Consider the following 17,514-nt stretch of genomic DNA (forward strand, 5'->3'; position numbering starts at 1 on the left):
CGGGCACGGCTGGGGCGTGCGTCAGCCGGACAGCAGCCCTGGCTGACGCGGAAAACGCCTCACTGGAGGTGCTGGGCGGAAGAAGCAGTTACTTGCGAGCAACAACGATGGGCAGCACGCCCTTGCGGCTGTAGTTGATCCGCTCGACGGTGAGGCCCGCCTCTTCCAACTGCGCCCGGGTGTCCTGCTCCGTGGCGAAGTTGAGATAGTTCGCCTGGATGATGTCCCCGAACAGGGCGCGCTCGATGAGCAGATCTTCGGGCGCCGTTTCATAGGCCTCCCACGCGCCAGAGGCGGGGTCTCCCGCAGGAGGGGGAGGCAGGAAGCTCATGAGCAGGTAGCCGCCCCTTTTCAAGGCGTCATGGAAGTTCCGGTAGAGCGACACCAGGCGCCGCGGATCGGGCTCGTACATGTTCAGCCCGTTGCTGCTGATCGCGTCAAACGTATCCTGGATGTCGAGGTGCCACGCATCTCGTTGCAGGAACTGGCAATGCGCTTCCAGCCGTCGCTCCTGGGCGTTGCGCCGTGCGAAGTCCAGGGACTGGGCATCAACGTCGATTCCCGTCAGCTGGAAGTGCTGGAGGCCGCGATAGTCGAGCTGTAACAGGTCATCCATCAACCCGCTGGGTATCGAAGCAAGGTGGACGCCTTCCCGGACGTGCTGTCCGAGCTCCTGCTTGAAGCGATGAAATCGCTCCCGGGCCTGTACGAGCAGGGACTTGCCGAGCAGCCAGGACTCGAGGGCCGTTTCTGGCGACTTCCCGAATCCATGCTGAAAGATGTACGAGGTCCAGTATCCATTCAGCCCCCGGTTGTGGAGGAGGAACCGGCCGAGTTCGAACTCCTTCAGTTGATGGAGCAGCTCGAGCGTGCGGTCGAGCGGCAACATCAGTCGTTCGGTCTTCTTCAGGCGCTCCTCGATTCTCTGGACGAGGGCGCTGGTAGTGACAGGGTCGTTGAACTGGGAGGTCTGATGCGAAAGGATCTGGGTCATCGAAGGGTCCCCCTGGTGCCGCGTTTGAGTCAAACCTGCCAACCGATGGCGTTGAAGCTGGTGCGAACGGATGCGTGATTCGCCACGCCCGAGTTCTTGAGCGCGGTCAGGACATTCTTGACGATGGGAAGGTCCGGTGTGATGTCGAATCCCTTGTAGAGGACCGCGACCTGCTCGGTGGCCTGGCTCGTCCCGGTGAGGTGCCCCAGCAGCTGTGCGTTGTAGGCCTTGTCGGATTCGATGTTGAGGTAGCGCTTGACGAAGAAGGCGATGTGCGTGCCGATGGCCGCCCTGTATTCCTCCGGCAGGTTCTCCCAGGTGTACTTCATCAGATCCAAGAAGAAGCCGTAGTGTCGCGACTCGTCGTTCATGTGATCATTGATGTAGTACTTGATCGACGGATGGATGTTGTCGCTGTTGAAGAACTCAACCAGCTCGCGCACCAGGGTGGTCTCGAAGATGCAAACGGCCAGGATCTCGAAGACGTCATGGTACTTCTCGTCGAGCAGGGCCTTGGTTTCGATGACCGAACGGTAGGAGTCGGAGAGCGGATAGTCGAGCTCCTTGAACTCAGGGTGCTGATTCCTGAGCTGGAGGATCATGTCCTTGGCGACGTAGACGTGATAATATTCGTCGATGATGACGGTATAGGCATTGAGCTTGAGATTGTCGGGGTAGTTGAGCGGCAACTTCCCGTCGATGAGCTTCTCGCATGCGGAGACGATGAACTTCACCTCCAGGTTGATGATGTCATTGAGGTACTTGAAGAAGGAGTGGCGCAGCAGGGTGTCCCTGCTGTCCTTCCCAAGATTGCTGGCTACCTCATTGAGCAGGAGTGGCTGCTTCTCCGTGGGGAAGAAGTGCCCCTCTTTCGCGAAGTCGATGGGCTTCCTGGGCCGGGTCCGAATGGAGCCCCTGGCTTCCCAGCGGTCGCGATATTCGAGGCTTCGACTGATGCTGGCCTGGCGAGGAGTCGTCTCCAGCGGTGCCGTGGTCTGCTCCACGGTACATGCGGGTTCCTTCATGGTGTGCTCCTGGGGGCGAGACGCGAGGTGACAGGGCTTGGCAATGCAATAGCTGCCTCCGCCGCGAGCGTTCGCCAGTGACGGCACCGTCCACGGCGTGAACGCTCAAGGCGGTTGGGGGCGTCAGTTGGCGGTGTTCGCGCTGTTGGCCACGCGAGCGGGCCTCAGGGCCAGGAGGGTGGCCACGACCACGCTGACGAGCATGACGGCGGCGACCGTGACGACCTTGCCATTGAAGAAGTAGCTGGCGGCGGCCGTGAGCAATGAGACGAGCAGGGACCTGACGCTCATGATGACCGAGGAGGCCGTGCCGCGGAGCTCTGGGAAGATTTCCATCGAGCGTCCGAAGATCACTGGGTAGCAGAGCGCGAAACCAACGCAGTACAGGCTGATGAGCGCCGTGAGGGCATAGGCGTTCTCGGCGACGAGGAGCAGCAGGGCGATGCTGCCTGCGGCGACACCCATGCCCACCTTCACGGTGTTGTCCGGCCCGCCCAGGTAGGGGATGAGCTTGCCGGCGAACATGCTGGGCACCGCGAAGGAGATGACGATGATCGAAAGATGAGGGACGAAGAACTTGATGGGGAGGGCGAAAGTCTGGAGATAGATGAAGCCGCTGGACGCGATGAACACCATGTAGGCGGCGAACAACAGACTGGGGACCAAGGCGGCGCTGATGAAGCTGCCATTGCGGGCGAGCCTGGCGTAGTCTCGCACAATCTTACCAGCATCCAGCTTCTCGAGCGTCGTCTTGGTCTCGGGGAGGAAGAAGAACATCATGACCAGGGCCAGCGCCGTGATGCCGGCCACGACGGCATAGTTGCCGCGCCAACCAAACGCCATGTTGACGTAGCCTCCAGCGGAGGGGGCCAGCGCCATGAACGTGGACATCATGGCATTGGTCAAGCCGAGGAGCTTGAAGGCCTCGTTGCCCTGATAGCAGTCCGCGATGATCGCGAAGACGAGCACGACCGAGGTGCTAGCGCCAATGCCTTGGATGAAGCGCGACAGCAGCAACCAGTCGATGGTGCGGGCATAGACACAGCCGACGGCGCCGATCAGCATGATGCTGTTTCCAATCAACATCAGCTTGCGGCGGCCGAAGCACTCCGAGAGGGGGCCATAGACCAGGGCGCCCACGCAGAATCCGAGAAAGTTGTAGGTAATGGTCCGTTGGATGAGTCCTTCTGGTACACCAAAGTCCCGGGCCATGTCAGGGAAGCTCGGCACGGACATGTCTATTTCGATGCAGGTGCTTATGATTGCCAAGATCAGGAGGCTTGGCAAATATCTCTTGTTCATGTTGGGGTTCTCGGAATCAAACGGGATAGTGGGTATAAAATTAGCCTTATCCTGGAATGCCTGAATATCGCTGATGGGCTTACATGCCCGAGAGGCTCCACGGGTGTCAAGGAGCTCAAGAGGCGTTGTGGAGAGCCCAGGCTTGCCGCGGAGCAGCATGGGTTGCTCATTGCGTCTGGATTGTCCGTGCGCGTCAGGCAGTTATTGGTGCGGATGTTGCTGATGGGATATTTGTGCCAGGAGTTTTCCAGTTTGGATTGAGTGCGCTCAATGCCTAGTCCTCTGACCAGGAGGAGATTGACGCGCGGCCCGCCGCGTGTTGCCCAGGTATGAGGGCGCACGCACGAAGTCAGGGACTGAAGCTGAAGCAGACAGACAGGGGAGCGCTGGAGGCGCTGACACTCCGTGGGCGCGAGTCCGTGCAGGTGTTGAAGTGCGCACGAGTGCTTCAGCTTCTTTCCGAAGGTTGGACGGTGGTGGGAACGGCTGAGGCCGTGGGCGTCACGCAGACCACGGTGCGTACGCTGCGACGACGCTATCGACGCTATCGAGATGAAGGATTGAATGCGGCACTCTATGAGAGACCGCACCCCGGTGCGGCACGACTTCTGACGGAGAGGCAGGCCAGCGAGGTGGTGGCCATGGTGTGCGCGCCGCCGCCGGAGGGCCGAGCCCGCTGGACGGTGCGCCTCATTGCCCAGGAGGCGGTGCGCAGGGGATTGGTTGCGAAGGTGGGGCGGGAGACTGTGCGCGAGTTGCTCCTGCGTCATGATTTGAAGCCTTGGCGGGAAAAGAATGTGGTGCGTGCCCGAGCTGAACGCCCCGTACATCGAGCGCATGGAGGACGTGCTGGAGTTGTACGCGCGGCCGCTGTGCCCGGATGAGCCCGCCGTCTGCTTCGATGAGAGGCCCGTGCAATTGCTGGAGTGGGTACGTCCTGCTTCTTCGGCCTGTCCTGGACATGAGGCACGCCAGGACTACGCCTACTTTCGCTGTGGCACCGCCAATCTCTTCTGCGCCGTGGAACCCATGGCAGGCTGGCGCTTCGTGAAAGCCACAGCCCACCGAAAGAGCGAGGCATTCGCCGAGGCGTTGCACGACATTGCCAGTCACTACCCGGACTCAAAGACCATTCACCGGGTGCTCGACAACCTCAGCACCCACTCCTGCCGTGCCCTGGAGGTACGATACGGGATGCGAGCAGGTCGTCGACTCTGGCGCCGCTTCACTGTGCATTTCACGCCTGTGCACGGCAGTTGGTTCAATCAGGCGGAGGTAGAAATTTCGCTACTCTCCCGTCAATGACTGGGCAAGCGGCGCATCCCCACCCTCGACAAGCTCGACCAGGAAACGGACGCTTGGGAGCGGTGGGCCAACCGCCAGCGGCTCCGAATCCGCTGGCGGTTCACCACCCCAAAGGCCCGGGCGAGATTCGGATACGACCCACCAAACTTCTCCCGGCCAAAGGACTAAACCGAGGTTCGTAATTCTCGATCAGGTCGGAGCGAAGGGGCGCGGAGCGGGCGGGAAGAGACAGCAGGGGCACCTCACGTTCGGCTCTATGTGAGCAGCAGACCTGAGAGCGAGAAGGCCCTGCCCCAGGGGCAGGGTAGGCAGTGGTTGAAGAGGAAGCAGCGTCAGGCGCTGCTTCGGTGGGGGCCAGGAGTGGCTGCCTGCTCACCTATCGAAGGTGTCTGGCAGTAGCGTCCGTGGGGCGCGGGGCGTCGTGTCGTGCCACCGCCAAGGTGCTGGAGTGCGCCACCTCAACCGTGGTGGTGGCGGTCAGGCGCTACCAGGAGGGTGGGCGTCAGGGACTCCGAGACAGACGGGAGAGAAACGGACGGGCCAAGGTGGACGAGCGGTTCCGCGAGCGGCTCGCCTGCGTGCTGGAAGGTACGCCCGAGGATTGGGGCTGGTGCCGTCCCTCCTGGACACGCGAGTTGCTGTGCCAGGAGTTGGCCCTCCGAGGCCAGGTGCGCGTGTCGGTGGCGACCATGGGGCGCACGCTCGTCTCGCTCGGCGCCCGGCTCAAGGCGGCCAAGCCAGTTGTCGAGTGTCCCTGGCCCAGTTGGAAGCGCCAGCGTCGGCTCCTCGAACTGAAGTGCCTTGAGGTGAATGGGATTCATCCTCCACTTCCTCCCGTCGTACTACCCAGGGCAATCGCATCGAGCGGGTGTGGCTCGACCTGCATGCCAATGTCCCCCGCAACCACCGCTGCCGCACCATGGACCAGCTCATGGTCCGGGTGCATGCCTACCTCTCCGCTCGCAATGCCCAGCGCTCCGCCAGTCCATCGCTGCGCCGAGTCGACCTCTGGCGCACATCCTGAGGCCGTTCGAGAATCACGATCCTTGGTTTCGAGCGTGGCGATGCGCAGGGGCCCTGGGGTGTGACGTGCGATTCATCTCGTGGGCCAGAGCTCGCGTGGGTTGCGCTTGATGCGCCGGACGCCGAGCCACTTCTCCACCGCCGCGAGCCCTGGCCGCGCGCTCAGGGCGCCAGGGTGGGAATGCACGGGGCCTGTCCGCCCGACTGCGCGTAGGCCCTCACCCGGCTGATGGGGTGGCCGTTGTCCATCTCCGGCGTCGTCTGCCGCCCCTCACCCGCGCCGAAGGAGAAGCCCACCGAGTGCGCGGCGGCCACTTCATCCGCGTGGGTGAAGAAGTAGTCCACGCGGTTGTCCCGCCAGCGCGTGTTCGTGTCGGGCAGGTCCATGTGGCCTACGGGCAGCTGCCACCACATGTTCGGTTTGTTCATCCGCTCGGAGAGCGCCTTTGCCCACGCGAAGGCCTGGTGGAAGTTCGGCCGGGTAGCGTTGGTAGCGTCCCACCACACGTCCTCGCCCTGCGATTGGTAGAAGCCCGCGTCGCGGTCGGAGGTCTCCACCACGACGAAGTCCGTTTCGCTCCCGCCCACCTGCAGGAGGAAGTCGGCCACCTTGTGCGCCTCGCCGGCCATGTCGAAGGACGCGTCGGTGTTGAGGTAAACGTCCATCCGCGTCGCCCCTGGGCTGGCGTGCTGGCCTACCTTCGCGTTGGGCGCGTACTTGCGAGCCATGGCAATCATGCAGCGCCCCAGGCCCGCGGCGTTGTTCTCCATCCCCGCGCAATCCGTGGCGTTGGCGCTGTCCACCTGCGCGGGAATGCGGCGCGCGTCGCCGTGGAAGAACTGCACGTAGCCCCACAGGTCCGGCTCGATGTGGAGGAGCGCCTGCGCGCCGCCCACCTGCTGCACCACGAAGCGCCAGTCCGCCAGATATCGCCGCATGAAGGACGGGTTGTTGAGCGCGCTCAGCTGCTGTTCGCCCTCGCCCAGTCCGCTGCCCAGCAGCTGCTGGTAGTCGGTGATGAGCGGAAGCTGCCCGCGCGCCCGGGCGCGGGACACGAAGCCCCGCACATCATCGCCGGGTGGCCGCGACACGTCCTGCCAGCAGCCCCACCACGCACAGCCTCCGCCCTGGCACGACGTTCCCGACGCGCTGCGCCGGACGTGCAGGACGTGCAGGCGTTGGGTGAGTCGAACAGTCCACCCGCGATGTAGAGGTAGTGGATGTCGAAGGGGGCGCTGGCCGCGGTGCCGTCCGGGGCGCCCGTGCCCGCGTCTCCACTCGCGGGCCCGGGACCAGGGCCGTCACCGTCCGAGTTGGCTCAGCCCGCCACCAGCAGCAATCCCAGCGTCAGGGAGAGAAATCGCCTCGGCCTCGATGGAGCGTGGAAGTGCCTCATTGCCGGTACGCTACTCCCGGCGCCCGCGCACTGTCTGTGCGGCCTGGGTGACGACTTTAATGGTGTGTCAATAATCTGCCATGCGTGTAATGTGGGAAATTCTTGAATAATGTTTCACGCGGCAGGAGCCTCGGACTCCCCCAGGCCGTGTCCGGTGGACGGTGAGCACTGCTCTCCGGGTTCGCGGCCCATCCCCCCGAGGACGCGATGAAGACGCGATTGTGGTTGCTCCTGGTGCCCGCGTTGGTGGCGGCCGGCTGTGGTCCCATCGACGAGGCAGATGAGCCCGTCATCGATGAGCTGACCGGCCAGGTGCTGCTGGAGGCCACCACGAAGTACGACATGCACCGGCTGCTGGAGGACACCGACATCACCGGTGGCCAGTGGATTACCACCGCACAGGTGCAGGCCTTCCTCCAGCAGAACAACTCGTTCCTGGCGAACTACCGGGACCCGGCCTTCAGCAACAAGACGGCCGCCGCGCTCATCGTCGAGCGCTCCAAGGCCTTTGGCATCAGCCCGCTGTACATGCTGGCCCGCATCCAGGTGGAGTCCAGCCTCATCCAGAGCGGCACCTCCAACAACCTGGCCAAGGCCACCGGCTGTGGCTGTCCGGACACCAGCGGCTGTGACGCGCAATACGTGGGCTTCGGCAAGCAGATTGACTGCTCCGCCAAGAAGCTGCGCGGCTACCTGACGGACCTGGACGCGGGCCGTGCCACCATCTCCGGCTGGCGCGTGGGCGTGACGAAGTCCACGTCGGACCCGTGCTCGGTGCGTCCCGCCAACAAGGCGACGGCGGCGCTCTACACGTACACGCCCTGGGTGGGCGCGTATGCCCTCCAGTGCGGCCGCACCAACGTGGGCGGCTCGTCGCTGGTGTCCGTCGTCTACCACCGCTACGAATCGGCCTATGCGTGGGGCTCCGCCTCCGGCTGCTACTCCGAGACGGCCGACACCACCGTGCCGGAGCTCGGCTGCGTGCAGAGCTCGTCGGACGCCATGTGGCGGCAGTGCCAGTCGGGCGCCTTCACCGCGGGCAGCACCACCAAGCCCACGAACTGCACTGCGTCCTATGGCTGGTGCTCCTCCGCCACGCTGGGCCGCTCCGTGCCGCCGCGCACCTGCGTGCAGTCCACGGGCGACCAGCAGTGGCACCAGTGCGGCGCCAACAGCACGTGGCTGAGCGCGCCGAGCGCGCCCATCTCCGGCGCGGGCCCCGCGGGCTCGTGCTTCGCGATGTACGGCCTCTAGTCGTCGAAGCGGCGGCTCCCGCCCGGAAGGACGGGAGCCCGCCGTGTCCCAGTGAGCCTCAGTACTGGTTGGTCCAGATGAGGTCCAACCCGCCCGAGCGCGCGTCGCCGTACTGGCCTTCCAGGCTCCAGCGCGTGCCCAACTGGTACTCGAAGCGCACCGCGTTGGCGTTCTCTCCCTGCTGGAGGTTGGCGCCCACGCGGCCGGTGTAGCCGACGTAGATTTTGTCCGTCACGTAGGTGCCGACTTCCAGCTTGGTGCCCGCGATGCCGGAGTCCCCCGCTTCGATGGAGACCACGTCCAGGGGCAGCTTCGCGGCCAGGGCCTTGCGGGCCTCATTGGCCACCAGCGAGCCCACCACGGACGCGGCCTGCGCGCTGGCGTTCATGGAGGCACCGGAGCTGCGCTCCAGCGTGCGTCGGCCCGTCGCCAGCAGCGTGTAGATTTCCGACTCCGGCAGCGGCGGGTCACTGGTGGGCTTGAGCGTGATTTCCCGCCCCTGGCCCCGGATGGTGACGAACACGGTGACCTTGGCGCTGTCGTTGCGGTGCTCGGCGGTGACGTTGATGTACGGCGCCATGGCCGGGCCGGTGAAGCGCACCTGGCTGTCGCGCTGGATGTCGAAGCGGCGGCCGAGCACGTCCACGCGCCCGCGCAGCACGCGCACCTCACCGAACAGGCGCGCCACGTCCGTGTATTCGACGCGAAAGTCATCCGACAGTCCCAGCTCCGCGTTGATGTCGGAGCCCTTCACCCAGAGGTTGCGGGGCGCATTCACATTCACCCAGAACACAATGGGTGGCGTGGCCGTTTCCTCCGCGTCTTCCTCCGCCACGCCCTCCGCCGGGGCCGCGCCTTCCACGGGTGTCCCGTCGGGATTCGCCGGGGGCTGCGCCTGGGCCGCTTCCTTGCGCTTCTTGCGGTCCAGCGGCTCTCCGTTGCGTACCAGCACCACGTCGCCGGGCCGCTCCAGCGCCTGCAGGTCCTTGCGCTTGGCTTCCGGCAGCTCGATGGTGGCCTCGGGGATGGTGACGTTGCGCAGGTTGACCAGTCGCTGGGACAGCGTGCCCTCCACCTTCGCGCGCAGGCTCACCAGCGCCATGAGCTGGTCGTCGACGATGATGGGGAAGTTGCGCATCACCAGCGGCGGGTCGGACGTCCCGGGGCTGGACAGCTCGTACTCATTCCGGGCGTTGAGCACCGCGGTCAGCGGCGAGTTGAGGTGCAGTGAGCCGTTGCCGGCCTTCGCCGACAGCGTCGTGAAGGCGATGGATTCGCGGCTGGCCTTCAGGGCGAGCTGGATGTCGCGGTACTCGCCCAGGCCCATCAGCCCCAGCTTGCCGTCCTTCCACTCCACGCTGCCGTTGATGCGGGGCGCGCCCAACGTGCCGGCGACGCTGGCGTCCGCCTGGAGCACGCCGCCGATGCTGCGCAGCATCTCCACCGTGCCGGACAGGAAGGCCGGGTTGAAGTTGCGCGCCTTGAGCGCGACCTCCACCGGCGCGTTGTCTGTCTGGAGGCCCCGGTTGAGCGCGGGCAGTGACACGTCCAGACCCAGGCCTCCGTTCACCAGCATGGTGCCGCCGCCCGGCTCGGTGAGCAGCAGGTCGAAGCGGGAGCGGGTGTCCCGGTACGTGTAGTTCAGGCGCACCTGGCCCAGCCCCGTGTTGCCCACGCCCAGGTCCTGCACGCCGGCGGTGAGCTCCATCTGCGGCGTGTCGAGCGTGCCCCGCGCGCCCAGCTCCATGGCCAGCACGCCCTGGATGCCCTGGGACCGGCCGCCCTGCGGTGGCGGCGCGCCCTCCGCCACGGGCGACGCCGGGGTGGCCAGGCCGGGAAGCTCCTGCAGCGGCACCGGGCCCACGCGGCCGGTGATGTCGAAGGGGATGTGGCCGTAGACCTCGCGGTCCTGGAGCGCGCCCAGCGGAGCCGCCAGCGTGGCCGTCAGCTGCGCCAGCGGTCCGTCCTGGCGCTGCGCGTTCAGCGTGAGCTTCACGTCCTTGTCGCCGCCCACGACGCTGAGCTGCCCGTTCATGGGCGGCAGCCCGTTCATCGTCACGGCGTTGGCCTGCACGCGCAGCGTCGCGTGGGGCACCAGGACCGAGCCCTCGAAGTCCAGGTGCGCCGTCACCGTGCCGTCCGGTTGCTGCACGCCGCTCATGCCCTTGAGCAGGGTGAGGGGCAGCTGCGTCACGCGGGCCTCCACGCCCAGCGTCGTCGCCAGGAGCTCATCGGGCGTGGGCGGCTTCGCCATCAGCCCGCCCACCGTGAAGGGCGTCCGCAGGGCCAGGTACGTCTGCGAGCCCAGGCCCTCCACGTCCAGGCGCGCATCCAGCGTCTGGTCCTCGCGGTCGGACGCGGCGCGCAGTTGGAAGGCCAGCGGCTGAGGTAGCGAGAAGCCCGGCGGCGGCGTCTGGTAGTGCACGTCCTGCCCGCGGAGGGTGAAGTCCAGCAGGGGCTCACGCGCGGGGCCTTCCACGGTCAGCGTGCCGGCCAGTCGGCCGCTGGCGCTCTCGGGCTGGCCCGCGAGCTTCATGGCGCCGGCGATGTCCAGGTCCTCCAGATTCAGGCGCACGGACATCGCATCGCGCCGGCGCTTGAGCACGCCCTGCACCGGCACGTCGAACTCGGCGGCGAGCCGCGCCACGGGCAGGCTGGCCGCCAGCGTCCCGGTGGCGCGGTCCTTCACGTAGCGCGCCTTCAGCTTTGCCTGGAGCCCCTCGTAGCCGCGCGCGCTGCCGTCTTCCAGCCGCAGGTCGGTCTCCGCGTCGGGGAGCGCCATCGTCCCGCTGACGGCGGCGTGGCCTGTCAGCCTGCCGCCCAGGCCCAGTGACTCCGGGACGAAGGACCTGGGCAGCCGCGACAAATCGAACGCGCCCAATTCCACGCGCGCGTTGACGCGCTGGCCGCGCATCGCGCCCTGTAGCGACAGCGTCTGCCCCTCCGACGCGAGCCGCAGCGGGGGCGTCACCTCGACGTTGCCTCCGCCGAAGCCCACGTGCGTGGGCGCCTGGAGCGTCCAGGTGGCCTCCGGCCAGAACAGCGCCAACTGCCGGATGGCCAGCCCCTGGCGATTGCCGTCCACCTGGCCACTGAGCGTGAGCCCCAGCTCCGCGTCTCCCGCCACGCGCACGCTGGCCTCCAGCGCACGCTCCTGTGTGGCCAGCGTGACGGCGACGTCGCGCAAGTCCCGTCCGCCCGCCTTCAGCCGGGACATCACCAGCGTGGCGTTGGACGTGAGGGGGTGGCTGACGTCCGGCATCTCCAGCTTCAAGGACACGTCATGCGCCGCCACGTCGCCGTACCGCAGCGCCGCGAAGCCACCGTCGACCTTCACGGCGGGCGTGCGCAGCGGGCCCTTCACGGAGAAGTCCAACGTGCCGTTGCCCGCCATGGGGGCCACCACGCCCGGCATCAGCTTGGACAGCATCTGCGAGAGCAGGGCGAGGTTGCCGGCGGTGAGGCCGCCTTGCAGGTTCACCGACTCCGCGGTGCCGTCTCCCTTGGCCTGCAGGGCCACGCCCGGCGCGAGCATCCGCAGCCGCATCAGCGAATACCGGCCCTCCTTCGCGCTGGCCTCCAGCTCCACCGGCCCCAGCGGCTGGCCCAGGTATTGGGATGGGGACACGGTGAGCTTCACCTCGCCTTCCATCGACTCCAGGCTCGTGCCTCCGCCCTTCGCGTCCAGGTCCGCGGCGATGCGCGTCTTGGGGCCCTGCGCCATCAGCTCCGACAGGTCCACGTCGCGCGCCTTCACGGACAGGCCGTCGGTGCGCATCCGCTCCAAATCCATGCCGCCCTTCACGGACACGGAGGCGCTGGCGGCCTTCGCGGTGACGTCCACCCGCGCCGCGTCGCCGTCCAGTCCGGCGGAGCCCTCCGCGGACACCGGCACCCGCAACGGCCAGGTGGGCACGAAGGCCCGCAGCAGGTCGGGCGGCGCGGACAGGCGCCGCAGCTCCAGTCCTGCTCGGAGCGGGCCCTCCGGCGCGCCCGGCGGCGTCTCTGGCGGGAGCTTCGCGCGGCCGCTGGCGTCCAGCACCAGCCCCGCGGCCTCCAGGTCGACATCGCCTTCGAAGGCGCCCTCTTCGCCGCGGGCCTTCAGCGCCAGCCGCACGGGCCCGGATACGGGACGGGCGAGGCTCGCGGTGGCGTCCAGGTTCGCGCCCACGCTCTGCGTCGCGGCGGCGTAGCGAGCCGAGCCCCGGGCATCCAGGTCCTCCAGCCGCACCTGCCGCTCACCGCCTTCGGGCAACGCCTGGCGGAAGTCGACATAGCCGTCCTCGAGCACGAGCTCGTGCAAGTCCAGCGTCAGCGAGCCGCGGCCCTTGGAGGGCTCCTCGGGGCTGGGCGTGCGGGGCTCCAACGCGCGCGTCAGATTCAGTCCGCGCTCGTCCTGGGCCAGATACAGGCGCGGACGCTCGAGGCGCGCGGAGGGGAGGTTCACGTGCTGGCGCACCAGCCCCGCCAGCCGCGCGCGCACGTCCACCCGGGCGATCTCCGCCACCAGCTCGCCTTCAGGGTCATACAGCTTCACGTCCTCGAGGATGACGCCGCTCAGGGACAGGTCCAGGCGCCCCAGCTCCAGCCGGCCGGAGAGCTGCTCATGGGCCAGCGCGAGTCCCTTCTGGACGAGCCAGGCCTCTCCGCGCGACGTCGTGACGAAGACGAGCACGCCCGCGACGACGAGCACGATGAGGCCCACGAGGCCCAGCAGGCCCCACAGCACGCGGCGGCCCCAGCGCGCGGGCCGGCGGGGTGGGGGAGGCGTGGCGCTCGGGGCGGATTCCGTCAAAACGCCTCTCCAATCGACAGGTGCAGCGCGCACAGCCCGTCCGGAGCGCCCGCGAACGCGCCGCTGGGCGTCGTCGGGCCCGTGGGCCTCCACCGGCTTCCGATGCCGAAGCAGCCTCCGGCTTCGGGATAGATGTATCCCGGGGTGGAAACGGGCAATCCCCCGCCAATGTTCAACCGCCGGGCGATGTCCAGCCGGACGGGCCCGACGACCGTCAGATACCGCAGGCCCATGCCCACGGCGTGGTAGTGCTGGGGGCCGAAGAGCTTGGGCCGGTTCGCGTGGGAGAAGTCCTCGATGCCCACCAGGCCCGTGTCATAGAAGGCCGCCACCATCAGGCTCTCCGTGAACTGGTAGCGCATCTCCACCGAGGTCTCGAAGAGGCTGTTGCCACCCACGGGCACGGTGTCCCATTCCTCGTCCTGGACGACATCCGGGTTGCCGTCGCCGTCCACGTCCGCCGTGCGCTGCAGGGCGGCCAGGGGGGACAGGCGCTGGCCGTTGAAGCCGCGCATGAACGTGCCACCGCCCGAGAAGAAGCGGGTGACGATGGAGCTCTGGCCGCCGCCCGCGGGGTTCAGCGTGCCCGCGCGCACCTTCGCCGCCAGGATGAACCGCTTGTCCTCGCCGAACGAACGGTAGACGCGCAGGTCGGGCAGCAGGCGGACGTAGTTGAAGTCTCCCATGAGGGGCGTGCCTCCGCCCTTCTGGACGGAGAGGGAGATGTAGTAGCCGTCGCGCGGCTCGATGACGTCATCGCGCCGGTCCCAGGTGAAGGCCAGCTCCAGGAAGCTGAGCGCCACGTTGCACTGCGCCTGGCCCTCGCCGCAGCCCAGGACGATGGGCGGCACGCGGGAGTCGGCGCTGACGCGGCCACTGAGCCGGTACACCTGGAGGTTGTACGACGGGAAGATGGAGAAGTCGGGGTGCGGCTGCCAGATGACACCCGTCTGGAGCCTGCCGCCCCAGAAGTCATAGGCCTGCTCCAGGCCCTTCTCCACGCTGAGCGAGTTCTGCGCCCGCAAGTCCCTGAAGAGGAAGCGGGGCTGCTCGTACTCGGCGGTGACGTCAAAGACGGGACCGTCCTTGTTGAAGTTGAGGACGTTGGGGATGAAGGCGTAGCCCAGCCGGCCGCGGACGGTGAAGCGTCGCAGGCCGCCGCCGAAGTTGCGGTGGGTCCACTCGCCCACCGCGCGGACCTCCTGCCGGGCCGCGTCCACGCCCAGGCCGCCGCCCAGTCGCACGGAGCGGAAGGGCGCCTCGCGCACGTCCACCACCACCGGCACCGTGCCGGATTCGCGGTCCGGCGCGCCGCGGTTCACCTTCACCGCGCCGAACACGCCCATGCGGAACACGCGTGCCTGCGCGTTGGCCAGCGCCGTCTCGCTGTACCAGTCCCCCTTCTTCAGCGCGCCCGTCACCTGCTCGATGATGCGGCGCGGAGGCACCTGGGGATTGGCGTCCGTGGCGACGAAGGTGTTGCCGAAGCGGTAGCGAATGCCGGGCCGGGTGCGCAATTCCACCACCGCCTGCCTTGTGTCCACGTCCACCCGGACCTCGCCGTCGACTTCGGCCTCGGCGTAGGCCAGCTCGCGCAGCCGCTCCTGCACGCGGACCTTCGCTTCCTCCCAGGACTCTTCCTTGAAGATGTCGCCTTCGTGCAGGGGCAGTCCGTCCAGCACGTACTTGCGGTGCTCCTCGCGCACGTCCTCCGGCAGGGTATTCAGGCCCGTCACCTGGATTTCGCTGATGCGGGTGGGGTCGCCCTCCTGCACGCTGATGTCGATGGCGACCTTGTCGTCACCGGCAGGCTTCACCTCGGCGTGGGTGACCTTCGCCTGGTAGAAGCCCTGGGCCTGGTAGTACCGCTCGATGCGGCGCAGGTCCGCCTGCCACGCGTTGGCGTCGAAGTAGCTGGGGCCGCCAAAGGGCCAGAAGCTCCAGAAGGGCGTGGCGGTGGTGAGGATGCGGTCCTTGATGGCGCCCTCGCTCACCTGGTCCGTGCCCTGGATTTCCAGGTCGGTGACCTTGGGCCCCGAGGGGGGCGGCGCATTCGTGGTGGCGCAGGCCGCGGTGAGCAGCAGCGCGAGCGGAGTGGCAAGGCGGAGGTATCTGAGCAGGTCGGCGGCCACGGGGTGTTTCATAGCTGGAAGGCTCGCGGCCCCAACACTTCTTCCGTCCAGGATGGCAGTGCTTTGTCGCATACCGGGACGTCGGGTCAAACCCCAGTGTCCGGTGCCGCGGAATGGCGCCTCGCGAAGACGTGCAAGCCGCTCCCACCTGGCCCAAGATGGGGGGCCATGGCCCAGTCCCGGCGAATCAGAAGCCTGGTGTTCTCCGTGCTCGCGGTATGCGTGTCCTCGTGTGGTGTCTCCGAGGACGAGGCGGTGCGCCCCAAGGAGGGCGAGAGCTTGTCGGACGCGCCCTACTGCGGCTCGTTCGGCTGCGTGAACCCGTACCAGTTCTGCGCGGAAATCTTCCTGGAGTTCGGCCGCTCGCCGCCCATCTGCGTCTTCGACGACATCTGCGAGCGGCTGGAGTGCGCCAACTCCAGCCGTACCTGCGCCCTGTTCGACGGCTTCCCGGCCCAGGTGAAGTGCATCAAACCGTGAGGCCGCGCGTGTCCGCCCACTTCGGGGCCCCGGGCGGACGGTGTCTCAGCGCCGCGCGGACGCGGTGAGCCAGGCCAGCCGTTCAGCGGCCTCGCGCGTGCGCGAATCGGTGAGCAGGTCGCTCACGTTCTGTTCGATGCGGTAGGCCCAGTTCGAATCGCTCATGGAGCCGGGCAGGTTGATGCGGTCCCGGGTGCCGAGCACGTCCTGCCAGGGCAGCACGCACAGGTCGCTGTTGGCGTTGAGCGCCGAGGCCAGCATGGCCCGGTGCACGTCCGGGGTGAACTCGCGGGTGAGGGCCACGCCGTTGAGCTCCGGCCATGAGCGCGCCGCCGCCTGCCGCTCGTGGTCGCCCGCGCCCTCCCACCACTCGGCCACCGTGTCCGTGTCATGCGTGCCGGTGGTGACCAGGGACACCGCCGGGAACTGGCGCGGGTCGCGGTAGTGGTTGTCGTCGCGCTCCCAGCGCATCACCCGGTAGCCGGGCAGCTGGAGCTCCGCGAGGATGTGGCGCACGAAGTGCGGAATCACGCCCAGGTCCTCGGCGACGATGCCAGCGCCCTCGGACAGCAGGCGGAAGGTCTTCTCGCCCAGGCGGCGGTGGCTCTCCTCGTCCGGCGGGATGAAGCGCCCGGTGGGCGTCTGCGCGTCGCGAATCCACTGCCGGAAGTACCCCACCGCGTGGTCCACGCGGCGCAAGTCGTAGTAGCTGGCCGCCTTCTTCGCGCGCGTCTTCAGCCACGCGAAGTCGTCCTTCTCCATGGCCGCCAGGTCGAAGTAGGGCAGGCCCCAGTCCTGGCCCGTGGCGGAGAAGTCATCCGGAGGCACGCCCAGGCGGGCGTCGCGCCGCAGGATGTCCGGGTGCGCCCACACGTCCGCGCTGTCCTGACCGATGATGAACGGCTCGTCGCCGCACAGGAGGACGTCCTTGGCGCGGGCCTGCGTCCGCACCTCGTTCCACTGCTGCTCGGCCACCCACTGGAGCCAGGCGTGGTAGCGCACGCGGCGCTCCAGCTCCCGGGACTTCTGGGCCAGGGCCTCGGGCTGACGGGTGCGCAGCGGCTCCGGCCACTCCCACCACGGGCGGCGCTCCTCCTGCTCGCTGATGGCGGTGAAGAGCGCGTAGCTCTCCAGCCATTCGCCCTGGGCGTCGCGCCATTGGCGGAAGGCCTTCGCCCGCTCGGACTGGGGCGCCCAGTGCTGCGCTTCGAAGACGTCGAAGGCGCGCGCGAAGGCGGTGTCCTTGAGAGGGAAGACCAGGTCGTAGCGCACGCGCGGCGCCGAGCGCGCCTCGGCCAGCTGGGCGCGCTGGGCGTCGGACAGGGCCGCCTCGCCGCCGGCCGCGGTGAACTCCGGCAGCCGCTGCAGGTCGATGAAGAGGGGATTGAGGCCGAAGGCCGAGCGCGTCGCGTAGGGGCTCGGGTCGCCCGGCGCGGTGGGCAGCAGCGGCAGCACCATCAGCATCCGCTGGCGGGCGGCCTTCATCCAGGTGAGCAGTCCCTCCAGGGCACCGAAGTCACCGATGCCAAAGTCGGTCTGCGAGCGGAGGGAGAAGAGCGGGAGCAAAAGACCGGAGAGCCGGCCAGGGGTGGACATGGTGCGATGCAATCTGCCCCAGCCCCGCGCTGGTGGGAACTGCGGACGCTCTCCGAGTGTGTCTGGGTTCTTCTCTTTCCGGACGGAAGGGCCGTTAACATCCAGGTGTGAACTGGTTGCCGGAGTCTTTCTACGCCCGTCCCGCGCTGGTGGTCGCCCGGGAGCTGCTCGGCGCCTTGCTGGTGGTGGAGGAGGGCGGGCAGCGCCGGGT

General features: G+C 67.6%; 12 protein-coding genes and 1 pseudogene. 6 read left to right on the top strand and 7 right to left on the bottom strand.

Annotated features, from left to right (window positions below; translation table 11 throughout):
* Nucleotides 1–88: 88 nt before the first annotated feature.
* The 3 genes from FMP39_RS22755 to FMP39_RS22765 form a co-directional block, all read right to left on the bottom strand.
* Nucleotides 89–994, bottom strand: coding sequence for a class I SAM-dependent methyltransferase (locus tag FMP39_RS22755; protein ID WP_141592365.1), 906 nt, complete (start codon nucleotides 992–994; stop codon nucleotides 89–91).
* Between the two features lie 29 nt (nucleotides 995–1,023).
* Nucleotides 1,024–2,019, bottom strand: a complete 996-nt coding sequence (locus tag FMP39_RS22760) for a diiron oxygenase (RefSeq protein ID WP_141592366.1) — start codon at nucleotides 2,017–2,019, stop codon at nucleotides 1,024–1,026.
* A gap of 123 nt (nucleotides 2,020–2,142) precedes the next feature.
* Nucleotides 2,143–3,480: a multidrug effflux MFS transporter gene (locus FMP39_RS22765; protein ID WP_368667075.1), complete on the bottom strand. Its 1,338-nt coding sequence runs from the start codon at nucleotides 3,478–3,480 to the stop codon at nucleotides 2,143–2,145.
* Nucleotides 3,481–3,650: 170 nt separating this feature from the next.
* Between FMP39_RS22765 and FMP39_RS38710 the strand changes: the two genes are divergently transcribed.
* The 3 genes from FMP39_RS38710 (at nucleotide 3,651) to FMP39_RS22780 (ending at nucleotide 5,714) form a co-directional block, all read left to right on the top strand.
* Nucleotides 3,651–4,205: a helix-turn-helix domain-containing protein gene (locus tag FMP39_RS38710; protein WP_141592368.1), complete on the top strand. Its 555-nt coding sequence runs from the start codon at nucleotides 3,651–3,653 to the stop codon at nucleotides 4,203–4,205.
* Nucleotides 4,126–4,626 carry an IS630 family transposase gene (locus FMP39_RS22775; protein ID WP_194858525.1) on the top strand — a complete coding sequence of 167 codons (501 nt, stop codon included), beginning with the start codon at nucleotides 4,126–4,128 and terminating at the stop codon, nucleotides 4,624–4,626. Before FMP39_RS38710 ends, FMP39_RS22775 begins: the two co-directional genes overlap by 80 nt.
* 440 nt (nucleotides 4,627–5,066) lie before the next feature.
* Entirely contained in the window at nucleotides 5,067–5,714 is a 648-nt protein-coding gene (locus FMP39_RS22780; protein ID WP_255508531.1) for a helix-turn-helix domain-containing protein, read from the top strand.
* A gap of 97 nt (nucleotides 5,715–5,811) precedes the next feature.
* On the opposite strand, the gene FMP39_RS22785 is transcribed toward FMP39_RS22780, so the two are convergent.
* A complete protein-coding gene (locus FMP39_RS22785) occupies nucleotides 5,812–6,741 on the bottom strand; it encodes a hypothetical protein (RefSeq protein ID WP_228558243.1) in 930 nt (309 codons plus the stop codon).
* A 512-nt stretch (nucleotides 6,742–7,253) separates the two neighbouring features.
* Between FMP39_RS22785 and FMP39_RS22790 the strand changes: the two genes are divergently transcribed.
* Nucleotides 7,254–8,300 (top strand): hypothetical protein, encoded by a 1,047-nt coding sequence (locus tag FMP39_RS22790; RefSeq protein ID WP_141592370.1) that lies wholly within the window; start codon nucleotides 7,254–7,256, stop codon nucleotides 8,298–8,300.
* A 58-nt stretch (nucleotides 8,301–8,358) separates the two neighbouring features.
* Here the strand turns inward: FMP39_RS22790 and FMP39_RS22795 are convergent, their stop codons facing one another.
* Together FMP39_RS22795 and FMP39_RS22800 are read right to left on the bottom strand one after the other, a co-directional pair.
* A complete protein-coding gene (locus tag FMP39_RS22795) occupies nucleotides 8,359–13,095 on the bottom strand; it encodes a translocation/assembly module TamB (protein WP_141592371.1) in 4,737 nt (1,578 codons plus the stop codon).
* Nucleotides 13,092–15,239 carry a BamA/TamA family outer membrane protein gene (locus FMP39_RS22800; protein ID WP_141592372.1) on the bottom strand — a complete coding sequence of 716 codons (2,148 nt, stop codon included), beginning with the start codon at nucleotides 15,237–15,239 and terminating at the stop codon, nucleotides 13,092–13,094. Before FMP39_RS22800 ends, FMP39_RS22795 begins: the two co-directional genes overlap by 4 nt.
* 156 nt (nucleotides 15,240–15,395) lie before the next feature.
* Between FMP39_RS22800 and FMP39_RS22805 the strand changes: the two genes are divergently transcribed.
* Complete coding sequence (locus tag FMP39_RS22805; RefSeq protein WP_141592373.1) at nucleotides 15,396–15,707, top strand: hypothetical protein; 312 nt, start codon at nucleotides 15,396–15,398, stop codon at nucleotides 15,705–15,707.
* 45 nt (nucleotides 15,708–15,752) lie between these two features.
* Here FMP39_RS22805 and FMP39_RS22810 read toward each other — a convergent pair whose 3' ends face one another.
* Nucleotides 15,753–17,303 (bottom strand): 4-alpha-glucanotransferase, encoded by a 1,551-nt coding sequence (locus tag FMP39_RS22810; protein ID WP_141592374.1) that lies wholly within the window; start codon nucleotides 17,301–17,303, stop codon nucleotides 15,753–15,755.
* A gap of 107 nt (nucleotides 17,304–17,410) precedes the next feature.
* Here FMP39_RS22810 and FMP39_RS38715 point away from each other — a divergent pair.
* A pseudogene (locus FMP39_RS38715) lies at nucleotides 17,411–17,514 on the top strand (3-methyladenine DNA glycosylase); the annotation flags it as partial.

This window comes from Myxococcus sp. AB056 (genome assembly GCF_006547365.1).
Classification (GTDB): Bacteria; Myxococcota; Myxococcia; order Myxococcales; family Myxococcaceae; genus Myxococcus; species Myxococcus virescens.

What these genes read in the sequence shown, in the direction of transcription:
- FMP39_RS38710 (WP_141592368.1), top strand. Translation starts at nt 3,651, where the DNA reads ATGAGGGCGCACGCACGAAGTCAGGGACTGAAGCTGAAGCAGACAGAC.
- FMP39_RS22765 (WP_368667075.1), bottom strand. Translation starts at nt 3,480, where the DNA reads ATGCTGCTCCGCGGCAAGCCTGGGCTCTCCACAACGCCTCTTGAGCTC.
- FMP39_RS22760 (WP_141592366.1), bottom strand. Translation starts at nt 2,019, where the DNA reads ATGAAGGAACCCGCATGTACCGTGGAGCAGACCACGGCACCGCTGGAG.
- FMP39_RS22755 (WP_141592365.1), bottom strand. Translation starts at nt 994, where the DNA reads ATGACCCAGATCCTTTCGCATCAGACCTCCCAGTTCAACGACCCTGTC.
- FMP39_RS22800 (WP_141592372.1), bottom strand. Translation starts at nt 15,239, where the DNA reads ATGAAACACCCCGTGGCCGCCGACCTGCTCAGATACCTCCGCCTTGCC.
- FMP39_RS22810 (WP_141592374.1), bottom strand. Translation starts at nt 17,303, where the DNA reads ATGTCCACCCCTGGCCGGCTCTCCGGTCTTTTGCTCCCGCTCTTCTCC.
- FMP39_RS22790 (WP_141592370.1), top strand. Translation starts at nt 7,254, where the DNA reads ATGAAGACGCGATTGTGGTTGCTCCTGGTGCCCGCGTTGGTGGCGGCC.
- FMP39_RS22805 (WP_141592373.1), top strand. Translation starts at nt 15,396, where the DNA reads ATGGCCCAGTCCCGGCGAATCAGAAGCCTGGTGTTCTCCGTGCTCGCG.